Below are 20,000 nucleotides of genomic sequence, written 5' to 3' on the forward strand. Positions count from 1 at the left end.
ATTGCGGCTTTTTTATTTTACCTTTTGTTTTGAGCTTGAAGTCATTCCGCCCGATAAGACAAATTTCATTGCTTCCTCGGGTTTGACGTCGATAATTTCTACTTGTTCCTTTGGTATTAGAAAGGTAAACCCGGCCACTTGGAATGTTTGCGGGATATAGACAGCCACATGGTCCTTTAGAGGAGAATAAAATTCCTCTAATTGTTCTGAAGTAATAAACCCCAGGCTGCGCATTTCTGTTCCTGGGATAACAACCAGGGCGACCTTAGAGAAAGATTTTTTCTCGCCAAGAAAGGATTGGACGGTGTCTTTAATAACAGAATAGATGGTTTTGACAACTGGAATCTTGTCTAGAAGAATATCGATCAAGCGGATGATTTTCCCCGATATATATTTCGTAGATAGCCAGCCTAAAACAGTAATTAAAATGATGGTTGTTAGTAAGCCAATCCCAGGGATGTAATCTTCCTTTAAATAAGGCTTCAGTGTGTTTCCGAGTAAACCGTCTAAGAATAGAAACGTTTTGTAAATGACATAGATCACAAGGATGATTGGAACAATTGTTAAAATACCGTTAATAAAGTTTTTCAAAATGGATTTCATCGTTTCACCTACAATTTTTATCATTGTATTTCATAATATAGGCGAATGCACATACGGGTCAAGTACCTACTACATAAAGTAACAGTGTTAAGAAACAATTTCGTGAGGAGTGAAGTGTATGTATTACGGACATGGTGGTTGTGGTTACCCTGCATATCCTGTAGGAGGTTGCGGTTACCCTGTAGGAGGTTGCGGAATCGGCAGTGGATTTGCGTTAATTGTCGTCCTGTTTATTTTATTAATCATTATCGGGGCAAGCTGGGGCTATTAAATTATGAAATAAAGGCTGACTCAAAACGGGTCAGCCATTTCCTTTTTATATAATTTTCTGACAAACGAGCGAAATCCGAACGATAGAATATTTTTTTAAAAAATAGTTCGTATTTATTGTTGACGGAACAAAATTAGTCTGATATATTTACAAATGTTGAGTAAAATGACTTTGGAGGTAATTGGACAATGGATACGAGATATGATGTGATAGTAGTGGGTGCTGGCCCTGCAGGGATATTTGCCTGCTATGAACTGACACTAAAAATGCCGAACGCAAAGGTTCTATTAGTGGATAAAGGACATGATATTTATCGGAGAAATTGCCCGATTTTACAAAAGAAAATTGAGAAATGTCCTCCGGCAGCTGGGAGAAAAGAATTTGCTGGGTGTCTTCCGGCATGTTCGATTACTAATGGTTTTGGTGGAGCAGGTGCTTATTCGGACGGAAAGTTTAATATCACAAGTGAATTTGGCGGCTGGATGACAGATTATCTTCCGGATTCTCAGGTAGTTGAGTTAATTCGTTATGTTGATGAAATCAACTTACAGCATGGTGCAACCACGAGCATTACTGACCCATTAACAGATGAAGTAAAAAACATCGAACGCCGCGGTTATGCTGCTGGATTAAAGTTGTTACGTGCACAGGTACGCCATCTAGGGACTGAACAAAATCTTGAAATCATGAAAAGTATCTACGAATACTTAAAGACAAAGATTGAAATGTCTTATAAAACAGAAGTTGTGGATTTAATAACTGAAAAAACAACAGATGGGCTTGTGGTGAAAGGAATTAATCTAAAAGGGGACCAAAATATTTATGCGGATAAGGTGGTCATTACACCAGGCCGAGATGGCTCTAAATGGCTTTCTGGTATCTTAAAATCGCGCAGATTACACATGATAAGTAACCAAGTAGATATTGGTGTTCGTGTTGAAACATCCAATATTGTCATGCAGGAAATCAATGAGCATTTGTATGAAGGGAAATTTATTTTTAATACATCTGTTGGGACAACTGTACGAACATTTTGCAGTAACCCATCTGGGCATGTGGTGGTTGAAAATCATTCCGGGATTATGCTTGCCAACGGACATGCCTACAAAGATCCGAAACTTGGCAGTCCGAACACAAACTTTGCCTTACTTGTTTCCCATACGTTTTCAGATCCATTTGATAAGCCGAATGAATATGCACATGAAATTTCCCGCTTAGCAAACAGCCTTTCAAATGGCGGACTAATCGTCCAAAAATACGGAGATATTTTAAAGGGCAGAAGATCTACTGCAAAAAGGATTAAGGAAGGTTTCCTTGAGCCGACATTAAAAGAGGCTGTCCCCGGTGATCTTGGGTTAGTTCTTCCGTATAATACGTTAAAAAGCTTAATAGAAATGACCGAGGCGTTGAATCAGGTGACACCAGGACTTGCTTCAGAGCATACCTTGTTCTACGGTGTTGAGGCTAAGTTCTATTCGGCGCGACCACGCTTAAACGACCGTTTTGAATCGGAAATCAGGGGACTTTATGTCGGTGGCGATGGAGCGGGGATTACCCGTGGTCTTGCACAAGCAAGTGCATGCGGAGTCTGGATTGCTCGGGACATTATAAAAAAGGCAAAAACTGAACGAACCCAGGAAACCATTCTTGTCTAACCCGCAAATTTTTGCGGGTTATTTTTTTTATATTTAACCAATGGTAACCTTTTCTTTCGGATAGTTGAACTTTTCCTTGCTGCCTTTGCCTCTTAAGATAAGTAAACAGGTAACAATGCCCACTCTTCCAATAAACATCAGGATAATGATGAGTATTTGTCCAAAGGTAGTAAGTCTTGGTGTTAAACCCAACGATGATCCATTGGTGCCAAAAGCAGAAGATACTTCGAAAATAACCTCTATCACAGTGCCATGTTCTGTAATCGATAGGATTAAAATGGAGAACAAACATAAAAATGCTCCGGTCGCGATTACGATAAATGATTTAAGGACATCCTCACTTAGCAGTTCACGTCTAAAGATTTTGATTGAGCTTTTTCCTTGTGCGTAAAATATGATCGCTAAAATAACAATGGCAAACGTGGTGGTTCGTATGCCCCCGCTCGCACTACTCGGTGAACCGCCAATAAACATTAATATCGACAGGAAAAGTTGGTTACTCGGAGTAAAATCATTGATATCCATTGTTGCTAATCCAGCACTTTTAGTTGTTACGGAATTAAATAAAGAGTAGAAAAAGGATTCATGCCAATTTTTATCAGAAAAAAAGTGTTGACTATCAAAACAGTAAATCAAAAATGCACCTGCTATGGTAAGGAGGACAAACGTTATAGTGGTTAACTTAGTATATAAGGTGAAATGAAATTTCTTCCTTCTATTTAGGCTTAAAAAGAATTCAAAAACCTCAACCATCACGGGAAAGCCAATTGCCCCAACAATCATCAACAAAATTATTATCGTCTGAACAAAATAATCCTCACTATAGGGACTGAGTGACGCATCCGTCAGATCGAATCCCGCATTGGTAGTGGCGCTGATGGATGAAAAAAATCCATGTTTAAAAGCAGACAATGGGCTTTCGAAATAGTTTAAAAAGCGAATCCCTAAGATAATTCCCCCCACAAATTCAAACGAAATAAAGATAATCAGGATCCGTTTTGCCAGCTGGACCAAACCAGCTAGGTTGGATTGATTTTGATCAATCATAATCAGTTGTCTTTCTTTTAAGCCTACTTTTTTACCCAACATAATCCATAGGAATGTACTAAAGGACATAACGCCTAAGCCTCCCAATTGCAGAATTAAGCATAAGAGAAAGATTCCAAAATTACTAAAGGTATCCTTAATTGAAATGACACTTAAACCGGTTACACTGATCGCACTAGCGGAGGTAAACATCGCATCAATAAAACGTAGTGAAACATTTGGACGGTGAGCCATTGGGATTTTTAATAAAAGAGTAGAAACGATTAATGCGGATAAATAAAAAATAACGATTAATTGAATGGTTGAAATATCTTTCGTTTTTAACTTTATTTTTTTTATTGTGCTCATAGGATCCTTTCCTTCTATAATTCTAAAAGTAATTTTATATTAATCATCTTGAAAAGTAAAAGTTCATACAATTTCTATAAGGCCTGCCTAATTTAATAAGGAAGTGTTTCCCTATGGATCATTCGTTTCTAATAAAACCAATACTCGATGACACTTACCCTGTGATTGACTACGGCATAGGAATTTATTTATTTGATATGGATGGAAAAAGGTATTTAGATGCTGCTTCCGGCGCTGTAACTGCCAATATTGGTCATGGTGTAACAGAGATTATTGAAGCAATGAATGAACAAGCAAAAAAAGTTTCGTTTGTGTATCGATCACAATTTACGAGTGAAGCAGCTGAAAATTTAGCGAAAAAAATTGCAAATATGCTTTCAGGAGATCTCAATTGGTGTTTTTTCGTTAACAGCGGTTCTGAAGCAACTGAAACGGCCATGAAAATGGCGATTCAATATTGGCAGGAAAAGGGTGTTCAAACGAAAACCAAGGTTTTATCAAGATGGGTAAGCTACCACGGGATTACCCTAGGTGCTCTTTCGATGTCAGGTCATACAGGGAGGAGAGCAAGATTTGTTCCACTTTTAGAGGATTTCCCTGTCATTAATCCCCCGTATTGCTACCGTTGCCCTTATAACCTCGAGGCACCTAACTGTGGCTATTTATGTGCCCATGAGTTAGAAACAGCTATTAAGCGGATTGGCGCCGAACAAATCGCCGCTTTTATCGCAGAACCCGTCATCGGAGCTGCAGGCGGAGCAATTGCCCCGCCAAAAGATTACTACAAGGTCATAAAGAAAATCTGTGAGGATTATGACATTCTTTTTATCGCTGATGAAGTTATGACTGGCTGTGGCAGGACTGGCACAATGCTTGCGAGTGAACAGTGGGGAATCAATCCTGATATTGTCGCATTAGGAAAAGGGATGGGTGCAGGCTACGCACCGATTGCAGCTGCTGTTGCAACCGAAAAAGTCATCGAGCCGATAATGGCAGGAACAAAGGTGGTCATGAGCGGCCATACCTTAAGTGCCAATCCACAGGCTTGTGCAACTGCCTTAGCTGTTCTCGAATATTTAGAACAAAACAATATTATTCAAGAGGTTGAAAGTAAGGGTGCCTATTTAAGAGCACAACTTGAAGGATTAAAACCACTTTTCACGTTTATTGGTGATATCCGAGGCAAAGGGCTATTACTGGGAATAGAGTTTGTCCAACAAGTGGAATCCAAAACACCCTACCCTAGAAACGCCCAGATTACACAAAGGATTGTAGCTCTTGCAAAGGAAAAAGGACTGCTTGTATATCCAGCTGGTGCTGGCATTGATGGGATAAACGGAGACTCTATTATTATTTCTCCTCCACTTACTATCACTCAAAAAGAAATGGAGGAATTGGTCCACTTATTAAAAGAAACATTTGAAGATTTTTCTAACCAACTGAATGTAGGGGAAGGGGTGATGTAAATGGAAAATCCATTCAGAAAAATTACAACCTTAGCAGCTGTTATGGAATATTTTCATGACGGAATGACATTGATGTTTGGCGGGTTTGGCGGGGTCGGCTCTCCGCCGGCATTAATCGATGGTATTCTTGAAAAAGGAGTTCGTAATATTACTTTAATTGGGAACGACACGGGATTCCCGCAAATTGGCATAGGGAAATTAGTCAGTCAACAAAGGGCAGCGAAAGTAATTGCTTCTCATATTGGCTCCAATCCCTTTGCTGGCCAGTTCATGCATGAGGGAAAGCTGGAGGTAGAGTTTTCACCACAGGGAATATTAGCAGAAAGAATACGCGCGGGCGGTGTTGGCCTGCCAGCGATATTGTCAGATATCGGTACGGACAATGAAATGGTTACGAAAAACAAACCATTTTTTACTCTAGGAGATAAGAAGTTTCTTGTTGAAACAGCTTTAACGGCTGAGGTGTCGATTGTTTATGCGAAAAAGGCAGATGAGTATGGGAATTTAATTTATGACAAAAGTGCCCGCAATACAAATCCGCTCGTTGCTATGGCAGGGGATATCACGATAGCAGAAGTAGAGGAAATTGTCCCGCTTGGTAGTCTTGACCCCGATGCCATCATTACACCAGGAGTGTTTGTAGATTATGTCATTCCATCTAAGGGGGTGAATTGGAAATGGGCATGGCAGTAGATATGAGAAATCAAATGGCTAAAAGGGCTGCAGAGGAAATTCAAACGGGAATGGTTGTCAACCTTGGAATTGGGATTCCATCGCTCGTTCCGAACCATCTATCAACCGAGACAAATGTGATGTTTCACGCTGAAAACGGCATTACCGGCATGGGACCTACCCCAGTAAAGGGAGAAGAAGATGAAAACTTATGTAATGCAGGAGGTTTTCCAGTCACGCTAAACAAGGGCGGATCTTATTGTGATAGTGGAATTTCTTTTGGAATGATTCGCCGGGGCAGAGTGGATATAACGATTTTAGGATCGCTAGAGGTCAGTAAAAAGGGCGACCTTGCTAACTGGATTGTCCCAGGAAAGAAGGTTCCAGGGATGGGCGGAGCGATGGAACTTGCTCAAAAAGCTAAGAAAGTCATTGTTGTCATGAATCATTGTGATAAACAAGGTAGACCCAAAATTGTCACATCATGCACGTTACCATTAACATCCTCAGCCTGTGTCGATTTAATTATCACTGATCTAGCTGTTTTCAGTGTATCTGAAGAGGGTTTACTATTAACAGAATTGTTTGCGCCCTACAGTTTAGAAACTGTTGTCAACAAAACCGGGTGCGAATTTAAGATACGAGAAACTGTTCGTATGATTCCGTATTAAGCTGAATCATTTCTAAAAGGAGTGAATCGTTTGGACAATAATGAAATGCGCATAAAACAATGGATAAAAGAGAATCGAGCACGAGGGGCAAGACTTTTACAAATCCTTGTCCGAGAAAACAGCACTCGGGGGAACGAAAGTAGTACCCAGGCGATTATTATTGAAAAATGCCGACAGTTAGGATTAGCACTCGATATTTGGGAAATCGGTGGTGATGAATTAAATTCCCACCCTGCTTATTGTTGTGACCGTCAGAACTTCGGCGGGAATCCTAACCTAGTAGCTGTGTTAAAAGGTACAGGCGGCGGCAAATCGATGATTTTAAATGGTCATATTGACGTGGTCCCAGTCGGGGATGAATTAAGCTGGAAACATGACCCATTTAGCGGGACTATTGAGTGTGGCAAGCTTTATGGAAGAGGCGCGACGGATATGAAGGGTGGGAATGCTGCCCTGATAATGGCGATTGAGTCCTTAATTGCAAATGATATTAAACTAAAAGGGGATGTTATTTTTCAAAGTGTCATTGAAGAAGAAAGCGGCGGAGCTGGTACCCTAGCAGCCGTTCTTAGAGGTTACCATGCGGATGGGGCCATTATTCCAGAACCGACCAATTTGAAGATATTCCCGAAGCAGCAGGGCTCAATGTGGTTCAGAATTACCGTGAAAGGCAGAGCAGCCCATGGAGGAACCAGGTATAAAGGTGTAAGCGCAATTGAAAAAGCACTAGTAGTCATTCAAAGATTACAACAGTTAGAGAACGATAGAAATGCTAGGATTACTGATCCTCTCTTTGAAAAAATCCCCATTCCTATTCCAATAAATATTGGAAAGCTTTCAAGCGGCGAATGGCCTTCTTCGGTGCCTGACACCGCAATTATTGAGGGGAGAATGGGAGTTTCTCCGGAAGAAACGATTCAATCAGCACAACTTGAAATGGAAGCTTGCTTGAGAGAAATAAGTGAAAATGATAAGTGGCTCAGGGAAAATCCTCTTAAGATAGAATGGTTTGGCGGCAGGTGGCTGCCAGGAAGTCTTGAAAATGACCATCCATTAATGAATGAATTGACAAAGAGTTTTATAGAAGTAAAGGGTAGTAGTCCTATCATCGAGGCAAGCCCTTGGGGAACAGACGGCGGTATTCTTTCTAATATTGGTAATACTCCCGTGGTCATTTTCGGACCTGGGATAACAGAAACAGCACATGACGCCAATGAGCATATTGTTCTCGAAGATATGTTTATCGCAAGTGAGATTATTGCTCTTACTTTATTAAAATGGTGTGAGGCGGCAGAGTAAACAGATTTTTCCATTTATTGATCAAAAGATTGCTATAATTGATTTATACCGACCTAGTGGGAATGTCTGGCTAATCTAGGCCAGACATTTTTTCGAGAATGCTAGTGAAATTATCATTTACCGATGGGGTGAACTCGATGAATCAAACGGCATCCACTATATTTCTAGAGGAAAAAAGCTATTTTCTTGAAATATATCTTGATCCATTTAATAAACGTATTCGTGTGGATGATTATCGTGGAAATACAAAATTGCTAATTGAACGAGCGGAAGAGCTCGCAGCAAAGCACAAGGCTGAAAAGTTAATTGTCAAAGTCAGAAATGAAGACTTTCTTAGTTTCTTGGAAAAGGGTCTACAGCCAGAAGCTGTTGTTGATCGCTATTTTCTTGGCTCAGATGCCCATTTTTTTTCAAAGTATTACACGCCAGACCGGAAGAAAAATGATCATTGGGTGACCGAAGACGAGATGGTCAACAGTATATATCAATTAGACACGTCGATTCAGAAAGGATATCCACCAAATGAATATGAATTACGAAAGGTCGACGAGAGCAGTGCTGTGGAACTTGCGGTACTGTACGGGCAAGTGTTTCAAATTTACCCAACCCCTTTGCATCAACCGGAATATATAAAAAAGACCATCAAGGATGGGACCATCTATTACGCTTTTTTCCTTCAAGGAAAAATAGTCAGTGCAGCTTCAGCCGAAGTGAATTCTTTTTATAAAAATGCAGAGTTAACGGATTGTGCAACATTATCTGAACATCGGAAATATGGGCTTATGAAAATTATTCTTCAGGAACTTGAAGCTGAGTTGAAAAGGAAGGGAATCTTTTGTGCCTATTCGATTGCTAGATCGTTATCCTTTGGGATGAATGCAGTTTTATTTCAGCTGGGATATTCGTATCGGGGCAGGCTGATGAATAATTGCTTTATCTATGACAAGCTTGAAAATATGAATATGTGGGTAAAGAATCTGGCAAACTGCTAAAATTTCGGCTTACCGTGCCAATTTTTCGGCACCTTGTTAAATTGGAAGGATGGGCAGGTGAATCAAATGGTTCAGTTAACCGCTTTAACGCAAGAAGTTCTGACAGCCATTCTAAAAGGGATTGATGAAGGAATTCATGTGGTCAATACTGAGGGAAAGACAATTTTTTATAATGCAGTGGCAGCAAAGCACGATGGGATGGACGTAAAGGAAGTGCAGGGAAAGCATTTAATTGACTCATTTCCCTCCCTAACGGAAGAGTCCAGTACCTTGCTAAAAGTAATTAAAACGGGACATCCGATCTACAACCAAACACAGGTTTATATGAATTTGCATGGGACAAGAATTGATACCATCAATACAACCCTGCCAATCTTTCTCGGGGAAGAAATAATTGGCGCGGTTGAAATAGCGAAAGATTATTCCCGAATGAAACTACTTGCGGAACGACTATTAGATTTACAAAAGGGTTTAAAGAAAAACAGTAAAAAGAAGGTAAACAGGCAGGTAAACTATACATTAAATGATCTATTGACGGTTAATCCACCCTTTCAGAGCATCAAAAATGAGGCTAAGAAACTGGCGAAATCGGATTCCCCTATTCTCGTCTACGGCGAGTCTGGAACAGGGAAAGAATTATTTGTTCAAGGAGTGCATCATGAATCCCTTCGCTCATCTGAACCGTTTATTGCTCAAAATTGTGCCGCCATTCCTGAAACACTGTTAGAAAGTATCCTGTTTGGTACGGCTAAAGGAAGCTATACGGGGGCAGTAGACCGTAAAGGGTTATTTGAATTTGCAGATGGCGGAACGCTATTCCTTGATGAATTACATACGATGCCGATAGAACTTCAAGCGAAATTATTACGGGTTTTGGAGGATGGAATGGTAAGAAGAGTGGGAAGTTCGCATAGTGTTTCTGTGGATGTGCGCGTAATTGCAGCCATGAATGTCATTCCAAGCAAGGCCCTTCAAGATCATACGCTTCGTGCGGACCTTTACTATCGATTAAATGTATTTACCTTTTCACTCATCCCTTTAAGAGAAAGAAAAGAAGATATTCTTTTTTTAGCAGATCATTTTATCAAGGGATTTAATCAAAAACTCTATAAAAATATTAGCGGATATGAGAAGAAACTTGAGCTATTTTTTATGAATTATCCATGGCCTGGTAACGTAAGGGAACTGAAACATACGATTGAATACATGATGAATGTGTGTGAAGAAAAGCAGTTGAAGTATAACGATTTACCAAGCATGTTAAGACATCTTCCAAGCACAACCACAACTAATAATGTCGGAATGGAAAGTCTATCATTAAGGAAAAATATTGAAACATTAGAGAAGGATCTAATTTTGAATGCCCTTGAATTATCTGAAGGGAACATTAACCAAGCAGCGAAGCTTTTAGAGATTCCTAGGCAAACCTTACAATATAAACTGAAAAAAATAATAGACTAAGCTGCCGAGTTTTCGGCGTTTTTTTTTTGCAAAAAACTAAAAGGGTAAGTTCTAAGCCTTCTTATGACATTGGCACATTTCTTGCATATTATTTTAGTGAAGCAAGATGGGAGGAACTTACAGTGAAACAATTTTTATATAAACCACTAAGGTATTGGAAAGATATAGAACTTTGGAAAGATGTTACTTCAGTGCAGTGGAACGATTGGCTTTGGCAGCTAACGAATACGATCCGTACGTTAGATGATTTAAAAAAGGTGATCCATTTAACTCCAGATGAAGAGGAGGGTGTAAGAATTTCTACAAAAACCATCCCCTTAAATATTACTCCATATTATGCTTCCTTAATGAATCCTGATGATCCACGTTGTCCGATCAGAATGCAGTCTGTGCCTATTTCGAAGGAGATTTATAAAACTAAATATGATCTGGAGGACCCATTATATGAGGATGAAGATTCACCTGTCCCTGGGTTAACGCATCGCTATCCGGACCGAGTTCTCTTTCTTGTTACCAATCAGTGTTCGATGTATTGCCGCTACTGTACAAGGCGACGTTTTTCAGGGCAAATTGGCATGGGTGTTCCGAAGAAGCAGCTGGATGCAGCTATTTCATATATCAGGCAAACTCCTCAGGTAAGAGATGTATTAATTTCTGGCGGGGACGGCCTGCTGATTAATGATAATATTTTGGAATATATCCTTAAAAACCTGAGGGAAATTGATCATGTTGAAATTATCCGGATAGGGACAAGAGCACCTGTTGTGTTCCCGCAGCGAATTACCGAAAACCTTTGTAATATCTTGAAAAAATATCATCCAATTTGGTTGAACACTCATTTTAATACTTCGATCGAAATTACCGAGGACTCAAAAAGGGCTTGCGAAATGCTTGCCAATGCCGGTGTTCCAGTTGGTAACCAGTCTGTTATCCTTGCAGGAATCAATGACAGTGTGCCAATTATGAAAAAACTAATGCATGATCTTGTCAAAATTCGCGTCCGGCCTTATTACATTTATCAATGTGATTTATCTGAAGGGATCGGTCATTTCAGGGCACCTGTTTCGAAAGGACTTGAAATTATCGAGGGGCTTCGCGGACATACTTCTGGCTATGCCGTACCGACCTTTGTCGTAGATGCACCAGGTGGAGGGGGTAAAATTGCCCTTCAGCCGAATTACTTGATCTCGCAAAGTCCAGAGAAAGTGGTCCTTCGGAATTTTGAAGGCGTAATCACCTCATACCCAGAGCCAGAAAATTATGTGCCTGGAAGGGCAGAGGGTTATTTTCAAGAGGTTTACCCTGATATGGAAGCGAAAAGGTCTCTTACAGGAATCTCAGGTATTATGAATGATCAACACTTTAACCTTGTTCCAGAGGGATTAACAAGGTTAAATCGCCGTAAGGATTATTACCAAGACCCGGCACACACGACGTTAAAGGATAAGCGCAGCAAACGGGATGAATTAAAGGATAAGAAATTTAAAGCATTGTCTCAAAAAGAAGCAGGTAGTCAGGAAACAAAAACGGATGGAACATCAGCCTAGATGTTGAAGGAATAGGAGGAGTGTAATTGGAAACCGTATGTGAATGGTGTTCAAGCACAAATGTAGAAAGAGTAACCACTTCAGTTTTTTGGGAGCTGCCAGATGGGACGCGAGCGATTGAAATCTCGGAAACCCCCACCTTTTCCTGCCCTGATTGTGCAATGATTTATCAAAGCGAACCAATTGTAAAAGAAATAGAGAATCAGTTGTATTTAATTGATTGTAAACTGATTGGAAAAGTGGTCAGCTTCGAAGAGTTAATGGCGGTTCCAAGGTTATTAAAGAAAAATTACTTTGACTTTTCATCATAATGAAAGCAGCCTCAATTGTAGGCTGCTTTTATGCTTTATGGTATGTCTAAACGCTGGACGCTTACCATAGTATCCGTTATAGTATTTCATAAGAAATATATATATAGTGAATCTGGATGAGGAAGGCGTTTATATATGATTAAATCATTTTATCATTTTTTAATGAAATATAGGCATCCTGCTCCAAAGGATGCTATTAGTGACTTTGCCAATCATGCCTATTTAGATCATAGTTTTCCGAAAACTTCCGAGGACTATCATGAGTTAAGTTCTTATCTAGAACTGAATGGTCAATACTTAGAATCAATGTCCGTTTTTGATGAGGCATGGCAGCAATATTTGATTACTGAAAGCAAAATATAGAACAATGTGATCGTCTCAGAAATGAGGCGATTTTTTCATTTTACAATTCACATGCGCTTTTATTTAAACGGCGCATATACTATTGTAATCAAAATTCACGACTTATTATTGAGAGGATGGGAGGAAATGGGAAATAGAAAAAAACCGAAGTATAAGATCGGTGATACGGTCGTGATTACAATCTATGGAACAGTTGGCAAGGTAACAGATGTAAAGTGGCTAGACGGGAAGTACGTATATGAAGTAAACAAAAGTGACGGATTATTCATTGAATCCGCCTTACAATTACTATCAGAATTCGATGGCGTTGTAATGGAACAAGAACAAATTGACATCGAATATAATTTTTTCTTCGGCGATTTAGTTCAAGTAAGCGGTTATGGTGCAGACTTGTTTAAAGTTGTAGGCTTCCGTACAGAAATTTGGCGTTATAAAGAAGATGCCTGGGAAGATGTCATTTATGAGCTATCAAGGGTAAGTGATGGTGAATGGCTTGAAGCTGGTGAAGAAGAATTGACACTTGTTGCAGATGCTGAAAATGCTGATACATTTATTCAAAAACTGGGTCTCCTATACTTAGTGAATAAGCAGGAAAAGGCAGTCGATAATCCAAAAGTCCAGAACATTATTAGAAAAGCAGAATTCGAAGAAATTGAACGAAAAAAGGAAAAAAAGGAATTAATTGACAACTTATTGGACATATTTAATGATTACCGGATTTTATATGAAATGTTTCAGGATCAGGAATATTATCAAGTAATGCGTGTGATTCTTCGGAAATTGGAAAGTCTTGTCAGTAACGATGGCAAGAGTCACGTCTAAGAAAGAAGCTACCACCTCGAAATTTCAAATAGTAAATAAACAACAAACGGGATACCAGCCCATTTAATAAGAAAAAACATCACATCTAGAATCTTCTCAAATGTTTGGAGGGTGAGACCATCCTCCCGATTAACATCATTTATCCATGCCTCTAATTTTAATTGTAAATTTAACATCATATCACCTCAGGGAAAGTTCTTTTCATTCATCCTATGCTTGTCCAATCCAAAAAAGACTTCATCTCTTATTGAAATTTAAGGGGTTAATAAATCCTCGTTCACTTTGGAAATGGATATTCAGTTAAGTCCTTAAAGTAAATAGCATGAAAAAGCCATGTACATCATACATTCTCTAAAAAGGGGGCGATGCTATGAGAGAAATTGAAGTATTTATTGATACTGAAGAGATTGCCGAATTTTTCTTTCATGAGCTTGTAAAAAGGGGATACGTTCCTAGTGAAGAAGAATTAGAGGAAATTGCAGACATAACTTTCGAATATTTAATTGAGAAGAGTATTATCGACGAAGAAGAAGAGGATGAATAAAAAATTAATTAATCAAATAGAAGGAAATAGTCTTTTCCTTTTAATATAGATTAATACAGAAGACGAGCATTCGGTGCTCGCTTTTTGTTGTGCTCGTTAAAAAAACCTTTAGCCAAAGAGCATTGGTCATCATATTTAGTAAATTTCGCTAATCATGAAACCTTTATTTTTTCTAAACGTATGAATGTTTACGAAGCTAAGGAGGGGAAAGAATTGTTAAAAAAAATCCTTAAATTAATTTTCAAAAGTAAGCTTCACCATCACCATCAATATAGCTCTTCAAGTGATGCCTGGAAGAGAAGAAATCATTATAAGCACAACAACCTAGGACATCATCATTATAAAAAGAAGTATAAAAGTAGAAGTTTTTTTAGCAGCTAGCAAGGTGCCCTTCTCATGATAAAAAAAATTGCATTCCTATTTTCCAATTTATTTGAACAACTGTTCCCGAATGATAAGCTCATCGCTGATCGATACAAGGTCATTAGACATCTCGGAGCAGGTGGTTACGGTCATAGTTACTTGGTTTATGATCTGGAATCAAAGCAAAAAAAGGTTCTAAAAGCCTTGCGACTCCATAAAAGATTAACGCAATCGGGTCGAATTGACTTTGATTATGAGAAAGAACTCTTAAGTTCGATTGAACATCCTGGTTTTCCAAGGTATTTTGAGGGTGGTACCTTTAACAACATTCCTTTTTACACAATGGAATTTATTGAGGGGATGAACTTTGAACAGCTTATTTTTGCTGAAGGAAAGAAAGTCTCTGAAAAAGAAGCTTTTCAAATCGTCTATGAATTACTAAATCCGATTGAATATTTGCACAATCATAAAATAATCCACAGAGATATCCGAATCCCGAATGTCATTTCGGATGGTGCTAAGATTAGGCTAATTGATTTAGGGTTAGGAAGACATCTTAATCTTAAAACAGCAGTTCAGACAACAAAAAAGGAAAACAATATCCGTAAAGAGGTTAACTGCCAAGCGGATTTTTATGGATTGGGACATTTCCTATTGTTTTTGCTGTATTCAAATTTTACTTTTCCACAACACAAACAGGAAAAAAGCTGGGAAGAGGAATTGGAAATTTCGAACCAGGCCAAACACATAATTAGAAAGCTCTTACAGATTGAACCAGCATATGAAAACTGTGCCCAAATAAGAGCTGAAATAATAAATTTATACTTAATCTAGGGGGAGAAAAAATGTCTTTTTTTAACAAAGTATTTGCCAGCGTAGGAATTGGGTCAGCAGCAGTGGACACAAAGCTTGAAAAAGATACTTATATGCCGGGGGAGACTGTTAACGGAGTAGTTGAAATTAAAGGAGGCAAGATCGATCAGCAGGTTGATGAGATTTATCTCACCTTAAATACCACCTATTTAAGAGAGTCAGATGACAAAAAGTATACCGTCACTGCTGCGATCGAAAAGTTTCGATTAACTACTCCTTTTGTCATTCGTGCAAATGAGAAAAAAGACATTCCATTTTCCTTTCAACTTCCTTTGGATACGCCGCTTTCCATTGGCAGGTCAAAGATTTGGGTAACTACCGGTCTAGATATTAAAGGCGGTGTGGACCCAAGCGATAAAGATTATCTAAAAGTTGCCCCTAACTCACTTATGTCTGCTGTGTTTAATGCTATTGATAATTTAGGATTTAGGATTCGAGAAGCCGATTGTGAAGAAGCACCGCGGCGATTACGGGGACGTTTACCGTTTTTTCAAGAATTTGAGTTTGTACCTACTGCAGGATTATTTCGTGGCAGATTAGATGAACTAGAAGTAGTTTTCTTCCCGTCTGGAAATGGCATGCTTGATATCATGTTCCAAGTGGACCGTCGGGCAAGAGGGCTATCAGGATTGTTTTCAGAGGCAATGGGTGCAGATGAGACCAATGTACGCTTGTCAGTTTCAAATGCAGATATCCCGAATTTACAACAAAAAATTCAAAGTGCAATTCAACGATATTCATAAAATCCTGACAATAGGGCCATCTTGGTCCTATTGTTTTTATGTCTATTGAAACGCTTGATTCGACAAAAATCATCTTTGCTGGATAAAAAAAGTGCAATTCGACAAAAATAATGGGATTTTCAAGAAGGAATCGACAATGTCCATCGCTAATTACTAGAATAAGCAATTAATTCTAATAATTGGAGGTATATGATGATCAAAGTATTAACAAAAAGAGCATGTATACAATATGATGTGACGATCTTTCAAACTCCAAAATACCGTGAAAATAAAGGGCATAAAGAGGTTTTTCGAACCACTATTCCAGCAAATAGCCGGGTGCAATGCTTAGAGGAAACTTTCAGCCGCTTTAATGTAACTGACAGAATCCCTGCAGATTATCAAGGCAGATTTCTCTCAACCGGGGATATTGTGTTAATTGACGAAGGCAGGGGAGGACAGCATTATTATCAATTAAAACCTGGTGGTTGGTTTCCTATTAACAGAATAGTACTTCTGTAAGTTAAAAACCTAAGGACAATATTCCTTAGGTTTTTTAGCTTAGTGCTTTCTTCCACCAGTTGCATTGTGCTCTTTTGCATGTGCTTCATGTTCAGCCACAATGGCCTCAGCAGGGATGTGATTATTTTTCTTCGGTGAATTAGTGCGGCTTCGATGTTTTTTACCCATGAATGATCTCCCTCCAATCTTAAAAATAGCTTCCCACAAAATAATAAATTCATGTCTGTTTCATTGCAGAGTTTCTCATTAGAAATTGTTTATGATATATTGTCAATGAAAACAGTTTTAATACGGCTGTAGTTATTGATTGGAGGAATATAGATGAGTGTACATATTGGTGCGAAGGAAAACGAAATTGCTGAAACAGTATTACTGCCAGGAGACCCGCTTCGGGCTAAATATATTGCAGAAACATTTCTAGATGATGCAAAATGTTACAACGAAGTTCGTAATATGTTCGGATTTACTGGGACGTATAAAGGAAAAAGAATTTCTGTACAAGGAACTGGAATGGGTGTTCCTTCCATTTCTATTTATATTAATGAACTTATGCAAAGCTATAATGTCCAAAATCTAATTCGTGTTGGAACATGTGGAGCCATTCAAAAAGATGTAAAGGTTCGTGATGTCATTTTGGCAATGACAAGCTCAACCGACTCAAATATGAATCGTTTAACGTTTGGTCATGTCGATTTTGCCCCTACAGCAAACTTTGATTTACTTCGTAAGGCATATGATGCAGGGGTGGCAAAAGGACTTAACTTGAAAGTAGGAAATATTTTTACAGCAGATTCATTCTATAATGATAACGCTGAACTTGAAAAATGGGCTAAATATCAAATCCTGGCGATCGAAATGGAGACCACCGCCCTATATACATTAGCCGCTAAATTTGATCGGAAAGCACTTTCCGTTCTAACAGTTAGTGATCACATCTTAACGGGTGAAGAAACAACAGCCGAAGAAAGACAATTAACCTTTAACGATATGATAGAAGTAGCTTTAGAAGCAGCAATAAAAGAATAATCAACATGAGCCTTTTCCAAATAGGATGAGGCTTTTTATTTTAGTAATTAACAGGAACTCACTACCAAAATGGAGAATAAATAAAAAACAAAACTCTTCTGTGACAAAAATCATCGAAAGACGTCAAAATTAGGCTTAAATTAAATATAGTATTATTTTCGGTAGAAATCCTTTGACCAAATATACATTGCGGGGGTATACATATAAAAGAGGTGATCCAAATGAAAGAGCAGCTCAAATTAGACATTTCTGGAATGACCTGTGCTGCCTGTTCAACGAGAATCGAGAAAGTCCTCAATAAAATGGACAGTGTTGAGGCAAATGTCAATTTGGCAATGGAAAGTGCAGCTATTTCTTTCGATACAGAACTGGTTTCAAGTAATGATATTATTACTAAAATAGAAAATCTTGGTTATGAAGCAACAGAAAAGGTTCACAGGGATACCAAACAGCAGCATAAAGATGCGGAAATTAAACAGAAAAAACGTATATTTCTTCTGTCGGTAATTCTGTCAATACCGCTTCTATATACGATGCTTTCCCATTTGCCTGTTGATTTTGGTTTACCAATGCCACATTTTTTGATGAATCCATGGTTTCAATTACTTTTGGCAACGCCTGTGCAATTTTATATAGGTGGTCAGTTTTATATGGGTGCTTTTAAGGCCCTGAAAAATAAAAGTGCTAATATGGATGTCCTTGTCTCGTTAGGAACATCAGCAGCATATTTTTATAGCTTAGCTGAAGGAATGAAAACAATTGGTAACACTAACTATATGCCACATCTATATTTTGAAACAAGTGCTGTACTGATTACATTAATTCTATTAGGGAAATTATTTGAAACGATGGCCAAAGGGAAAACAACGCTTGCCATATCGAAGTTGTTAAGTCTCCAAGCAAAAGAAGCCACTGTACTAAGAGAAGGTAAGGAGCTTCAAATTCCAATTGAGGAAGTGAAAGTTTCTGACAACTTATTAGTTAAGCCAGGGGAAAAAATTCCTGTCGATGGAATAGTAACTTTAGGGCAATCTTCTGTTGATGAAGCAATGATAACCGGTGAGTCAATCCCAGTGGAAAAATCTGTTGGGGACAAAGTCATTGGTTCAACGATCAATAAGAATGGCACCCTGACCATAAAAGCATTGAAGATTGGCAAAGATACAGCACTTGCTGGAATAATTAAAATTGTCGAAGAGGCCCAAGGCAGCAAAGCCCCAATCCAACGGGTAGCAGATACAATTTCAGGTTATTTTGTGCCTGTTGTGCTTGCAATCTCAATGTTTACTTTTTTAATTTGGTACTTCTTTGTGAATCCTGGAGATTTCCCTTCTGCATTAGAAACAGCGATTGCTGTTCTTGTTATAGCTTGTCCATGTGCGTTAGGACTAGCCACTCCAACATCTATCATGGTTGGTACAGGTAAAGGAGCTGAAATGGGGATTCTTTTTAAAGGTGGAGAGCATTTAGAAGCAGCCCATAAAATTAATGCAATCGTCCTTGATAAAACCGGCACGATCACAAAAGGACATCCTACAGTAACAGATTTTATAGCCTATCAGGACGAGAAAAAAGTACTCCAATACCTCGTTTCAGCAGAAAAGTCATCTGAACATCCACTTGCCGAAGCGATCGTAAAATATGGGATTGAAAAAAGATCAAGTACCCTGCCTGTCAAACGGTTTAAGGCAGTACCTGGTTATGGAATTGAAGCAAAAATAGGCGATGATGAAATATTTGTAGGCACCAGTAAACTTATGGCTCTAAAAAATATTCCCAGCATTACGGGAGACCAAGACCTAACCCGATTGGAGAACGAAGGGAAAACAGCTATGTTTATTGCCATAAATTCCAGTATTATGGGTGTAGTTGCGGTTGCCGATACAGTAAAAGAGACAGCTAAAATGGCGGTTCAGCAATTAAACCAATTAGGAATTAAAGTGTTTATGTTAACTGGTGATAATGAACGTACGGCTAAAGCGATTGCGAATCAAGTCGGCATTACTAATGTAATTGCAGAAGTCCTTCCCGAGGAAAAGGCCAATCATGTCAAAGAACTACAGCTGCAAGGTCTAAAAGTGGCCATGGTTGGCGATGGAATAAATGATGCACCAGCCCTTGTCGTAGCTGATATAGGAATTGCAATCGGTACGGGTACTGATGTAGCGATTGAAGCTGCTGATATAACAATTCTTGGCGGGGAATTAACCTTGATTCCAAAGGCAATGTGTTTAAGTAAATTAACGATGCAAAATATTCGCCAAAACCTCTTTTGGGCGCTTGTTTATAATTCAGGGGGGATTCCAATTGCGGCACTTGGCTTGTTAGCCCCTTGGGTTGCTGGTGCAGCCATGGCGTTTAGTTCAGTATCAGTAGTGTCCAACGCCCTTCGTTTGAAGCGAGTGAAAATATAAATATAAAG

Annotated in this window: 21 protein-coding genes and 1 pseudogene; 18 read left to right on the plus strand and 4 right to left on the minus strand. The window is 38.8% G+C overall.

Annotation, left to right across the window (positions count from 1 at the left end; translation table 11 throughout):
- Nucleotides 1-12: 12 nt before the first annotated feature.
- On the minus strand, nt 13-603 hold the full coding sequence (locus J7E66_RS20350) for a DUF502 domain-containing protein (RefSeq protein ID WP_214712520.1): 591 nt from the start codon (nt 601-603) through the stop codon (nt 13-15).
- Nucleotides 604-721: 118 nt separating this feature from the next.
- Here J7E66_RS20350 and J7E66_RS20355 point away from each other — a divergent pair, with 118 nt between their 5' ends.
- Nucleotides 722-874 carry a YjcZ family sporulation protein gene (locus J7E66_RS20355; RefSeq protein WP_088088682.1) on the plus strand — a complete coding sequence of 51 codons (153 nt, stop codon included), beginning with the start codon at nt 722-724 and terminating at the stop codon, nt 872-874.
- 188 nt (nt 875-1,062) lie between these two features.
- Complete coding sequence (locus tag J7E66_RS20360; RefSeq protein WP_215003211.1) at nt 1,063-2,529, plus strand: NAD(P)/FAD-dependent oxidoreductase; 1,467 nt, start codon at nt 1,063-1,065, stop codon at nt 2,527-2,529.
- A gap of 33 nt (nt 2,530-2,562) precedes the next feature.
- On the opposite strand, the gene J7E66_RS20365 is transcribed toward J7E66_RS20360, so the two are convergent.
- Nucleotides 2,563-3,915 (minus strand): TrkH family potassium uptake protein, encoded by a 1,353-nt coding sequence (locus J7E66_RS20365; RefSeq protein WP_374103870.1) that lies wholly within the window; start codon nt 3,913-3,915, stop codon nt 2,563-2,565.
- 122 nt (nt 3,916-4,037) lie between these two features.
- Between J7E66_RS20365 and J7E66_RS20370 the strand changes: the two genes are divergently transcribed.
- The 10 genes from J7E66_RS20370 (at nt 4,038) to J7E66_RS20415 (ending at nt 13,528) form a co-directional block, all read left to right on the plus strand.
- Nucleotides 4,038-5,390 (plus strand): aspartate aminotransferase family protein, encoded by a 1,353-nt coding sequence (locus J7E66_RS20370; RefSeq protein ID WP_215003214.1) that lies wholly within the window; start codon nt 4,038-4,040, stop codon nt 5,388-5,390.
- The gene (locus J7E66_RS20375) at nt 5,391-6,083 is read left to right on the plus strand and encodes a CoA transferase subunit A (protein WP_088088678.1); all 693 of its coding nucleotides are present in this window, start codon (nt 5,391-5,393) and stop codon (nt 6,081-6,083) included.
- Nucleotides 6,068-6,733: a 3-oxoacid CoA-transferase subunit B gene (locus J7E66_RS20380; RefSeq protein WP_214712531.1), complete on the plus strand. Its 666-nt coding sequence runs from the start codon at nt 6,068-6,070 to the stop codon at nt 6,731-6,733. The genes J7E66_RS20375 and J7E66_RS20380 overlap by 16 nt, the downstream gene beginning before the upstream one ends.
- Before the next feature lie 45 nt (nt 6,734-6,778).
- On the plus strand, nt 6,779-8,032 hold the full coding sequence (locus J7E66_RS20385; RefSeq protein WP_215003242.1) for a peptidase: 1,254 nt from the start codon (nt 6,779-6,781) through the stop codon (nt 8,030-8,032).
- A 137-nt stretch (nt 8,033-8,169) separates the two neighbouring features.
- Complete coding sequence (gene ablB / locus J7E66_RS20390) at nt 8,170-9,024, plus strand: putative beta-lysine N-acetyltransferase (RefSeq protein WP_215003215.1); 855 nt, start codon at nt 8,170-8,172, stop codon at nt 9,022-9,024.
- A 66-nt stretch (nt 9,025-9,090) separates the two neighbouring features.
- Nucleotides 9,091-10,485, plus strand: coding sequence for a sigma-54 interaction domain-containing protein (locus J7E66_RS20395; RefSeq protein ID WP_215003244.1), 1,395 nt, complete (start codon nt 9,091-9,093; stop codon nt 10,483-10,485).
- A gap of 122 nt (nt 10,486-10,607) precedes the next feature.
- Nucleotides 10,608-12,032: a lysine 2,3-aminomutase gene (gene kamA / locus J7E66_RS20400; protein ID WP_215003216.1), complete on the plus strand. Its 1,425-nt coding sequence runs from the start codon at nt 10,608-10,610 to the stop codon at nt 12,030-12,032.
- Between the two features lie 26 nt (nt 12,033-12,058).
- Nucleotides 12,059-12,343, plus strand: coding sequence for a YokU family protein (locus J7E66_RS20405; RefSeq protein ID WP_088088672.1), 285 nt, complete (start codon nt 12,059-12,061; stop codon nt 12,341-12,343).
- A 138-nt stretch (nt 12,344-12,481) separates the two neighbouring features.
- Nucleotides 12,482-12,706 carry a YozE family protein gene (locus J7E66_RS20410; RefSeq protein WP_210427180.1) on the plus strand — a complete coding sequence of 75 codons (225 nt, stop codon included), beginning with the start codon at nt 12,482-12,484 and terminating at the stop codon, nt 12,704-12,706.
- 126 nt (nt 12,707-12,832) lie between these two features.
- Complete coding sequence (locus J7E66_RS20415) at nt 12,833-13,528, plus strand: hypothetical protein (protein ID WP_215003217.1); 696 nt, start codon at nt 12,833-12,835, stop codon at nt 13,526-13,528.
- Nucleotides 13,529-13,536: 8 nt separating this feature from the next.
- On the opposite strand, the gene J7E66_RS20420 is transcribed toward J7E66_RS20415, so the two are convergent.
- Nucleotides 13,537-13,704, minus strand: coding sequence for a hypothetical protein (locus tag J7E66_RS20420; RefSeq protein WP_215003218.1), 168 nt, complete (start codon nt 13,702-13,704; stop codon nt 13,537-13,539).
- 194 nt (nt 13,705-13,898) lie between these two features.
- On the opposite strand from J7E66_RS20420, the gene J7E66_RS20425 reads away from it, so the two are divergent.
- From J7E66_RS20425 to J7E66_RS20440, 4 genes are all read left to right on the plus strand, one after another.
- Complete coding sequence (locus tag J7E66_RS20425; protein WP_066256754.1) at nt 13,899-14,072, plus strand: YozD family protein; 174 nt, start codon at nt 13,899-13,901, stop codon at nt 14,070-14,072.
- Nucleotides 14,073-14,468: 396 nt separating this feature from the next.
- Nucleotides 14,469-15,269, plus strand: coding sequence for a serine/threonine protein kinase (locus J7E66_RS20430; protein WP_215003219.1), 801 nt, complete (start codon nt 14,469-14,471; stop codon nt 15,267-15,269).
- Between the two features lie 11 nt (nt 15,270-15,280).
- Nucleotides 15,281-16,051, plus strand: coding sequence for a sporulation protein (locus tag J7E66_RS20435; protein ID WP_215003221.1), 771 nt, complete (start codon nt 15,281-15,283; stop codon nt 16,049-16,051).
- A gap of 189 nt (nt 16,052-16,240) precedes the next feature.
- Entirely contained in the window at nt 16,241-16,552 is a 312-nt protein-coding gene (locus J7E66_RS20440; protein WP_214712540.1) for a YodL domain-containing protein, read from the plus strand.
- 39 nt (nt 16,553-16,591) lie between these two features.
- On the opposite strand, the gene J7E66_RS32340 is transcribed toward J7E66_RS20440, so the two are convergent.
- Complete coding sequence (locus J7E66_RS32340) at nt 16,592-16,720, minus strand: hypothetical protein (protein ID WP_088088665.1); 129 nt, start codon at nt 16,718-16,720, stop codon at nt 16,592-16,594.
- Between the two features lie 153 nt (nt 16,721-16,873).
- Between J7E66_RS32340 and deoD the strand changes: the two genes are divergently transcribed.
- Nucleotides 16,874-17,578 (plus strand): purine-nucleoside phosphorylase, encoded by a 705-nt coding sequence (deoD, locus tag J7E66_RS20445; protein WP_168244803.1) that lies wholly within the window; start codon nt 16,874-16,876, stop codon nt 17,576-17,578.
- 227 nt (nt 17,579-17,805) lie between these two features.
- Nucleotides 17,806-19,992 (plus strand): annotated as a pseudogene (locus J7E66_RS20450) (heavy metal translocating P-type ATPase); the annotation flags it as partial.
- Nucleotides 19,993-20,000: the final 8 nt, after the last annotated feature.

It is taken from the genome of Bacillus sp. ISL-7, from assembly GCF_018613065.1.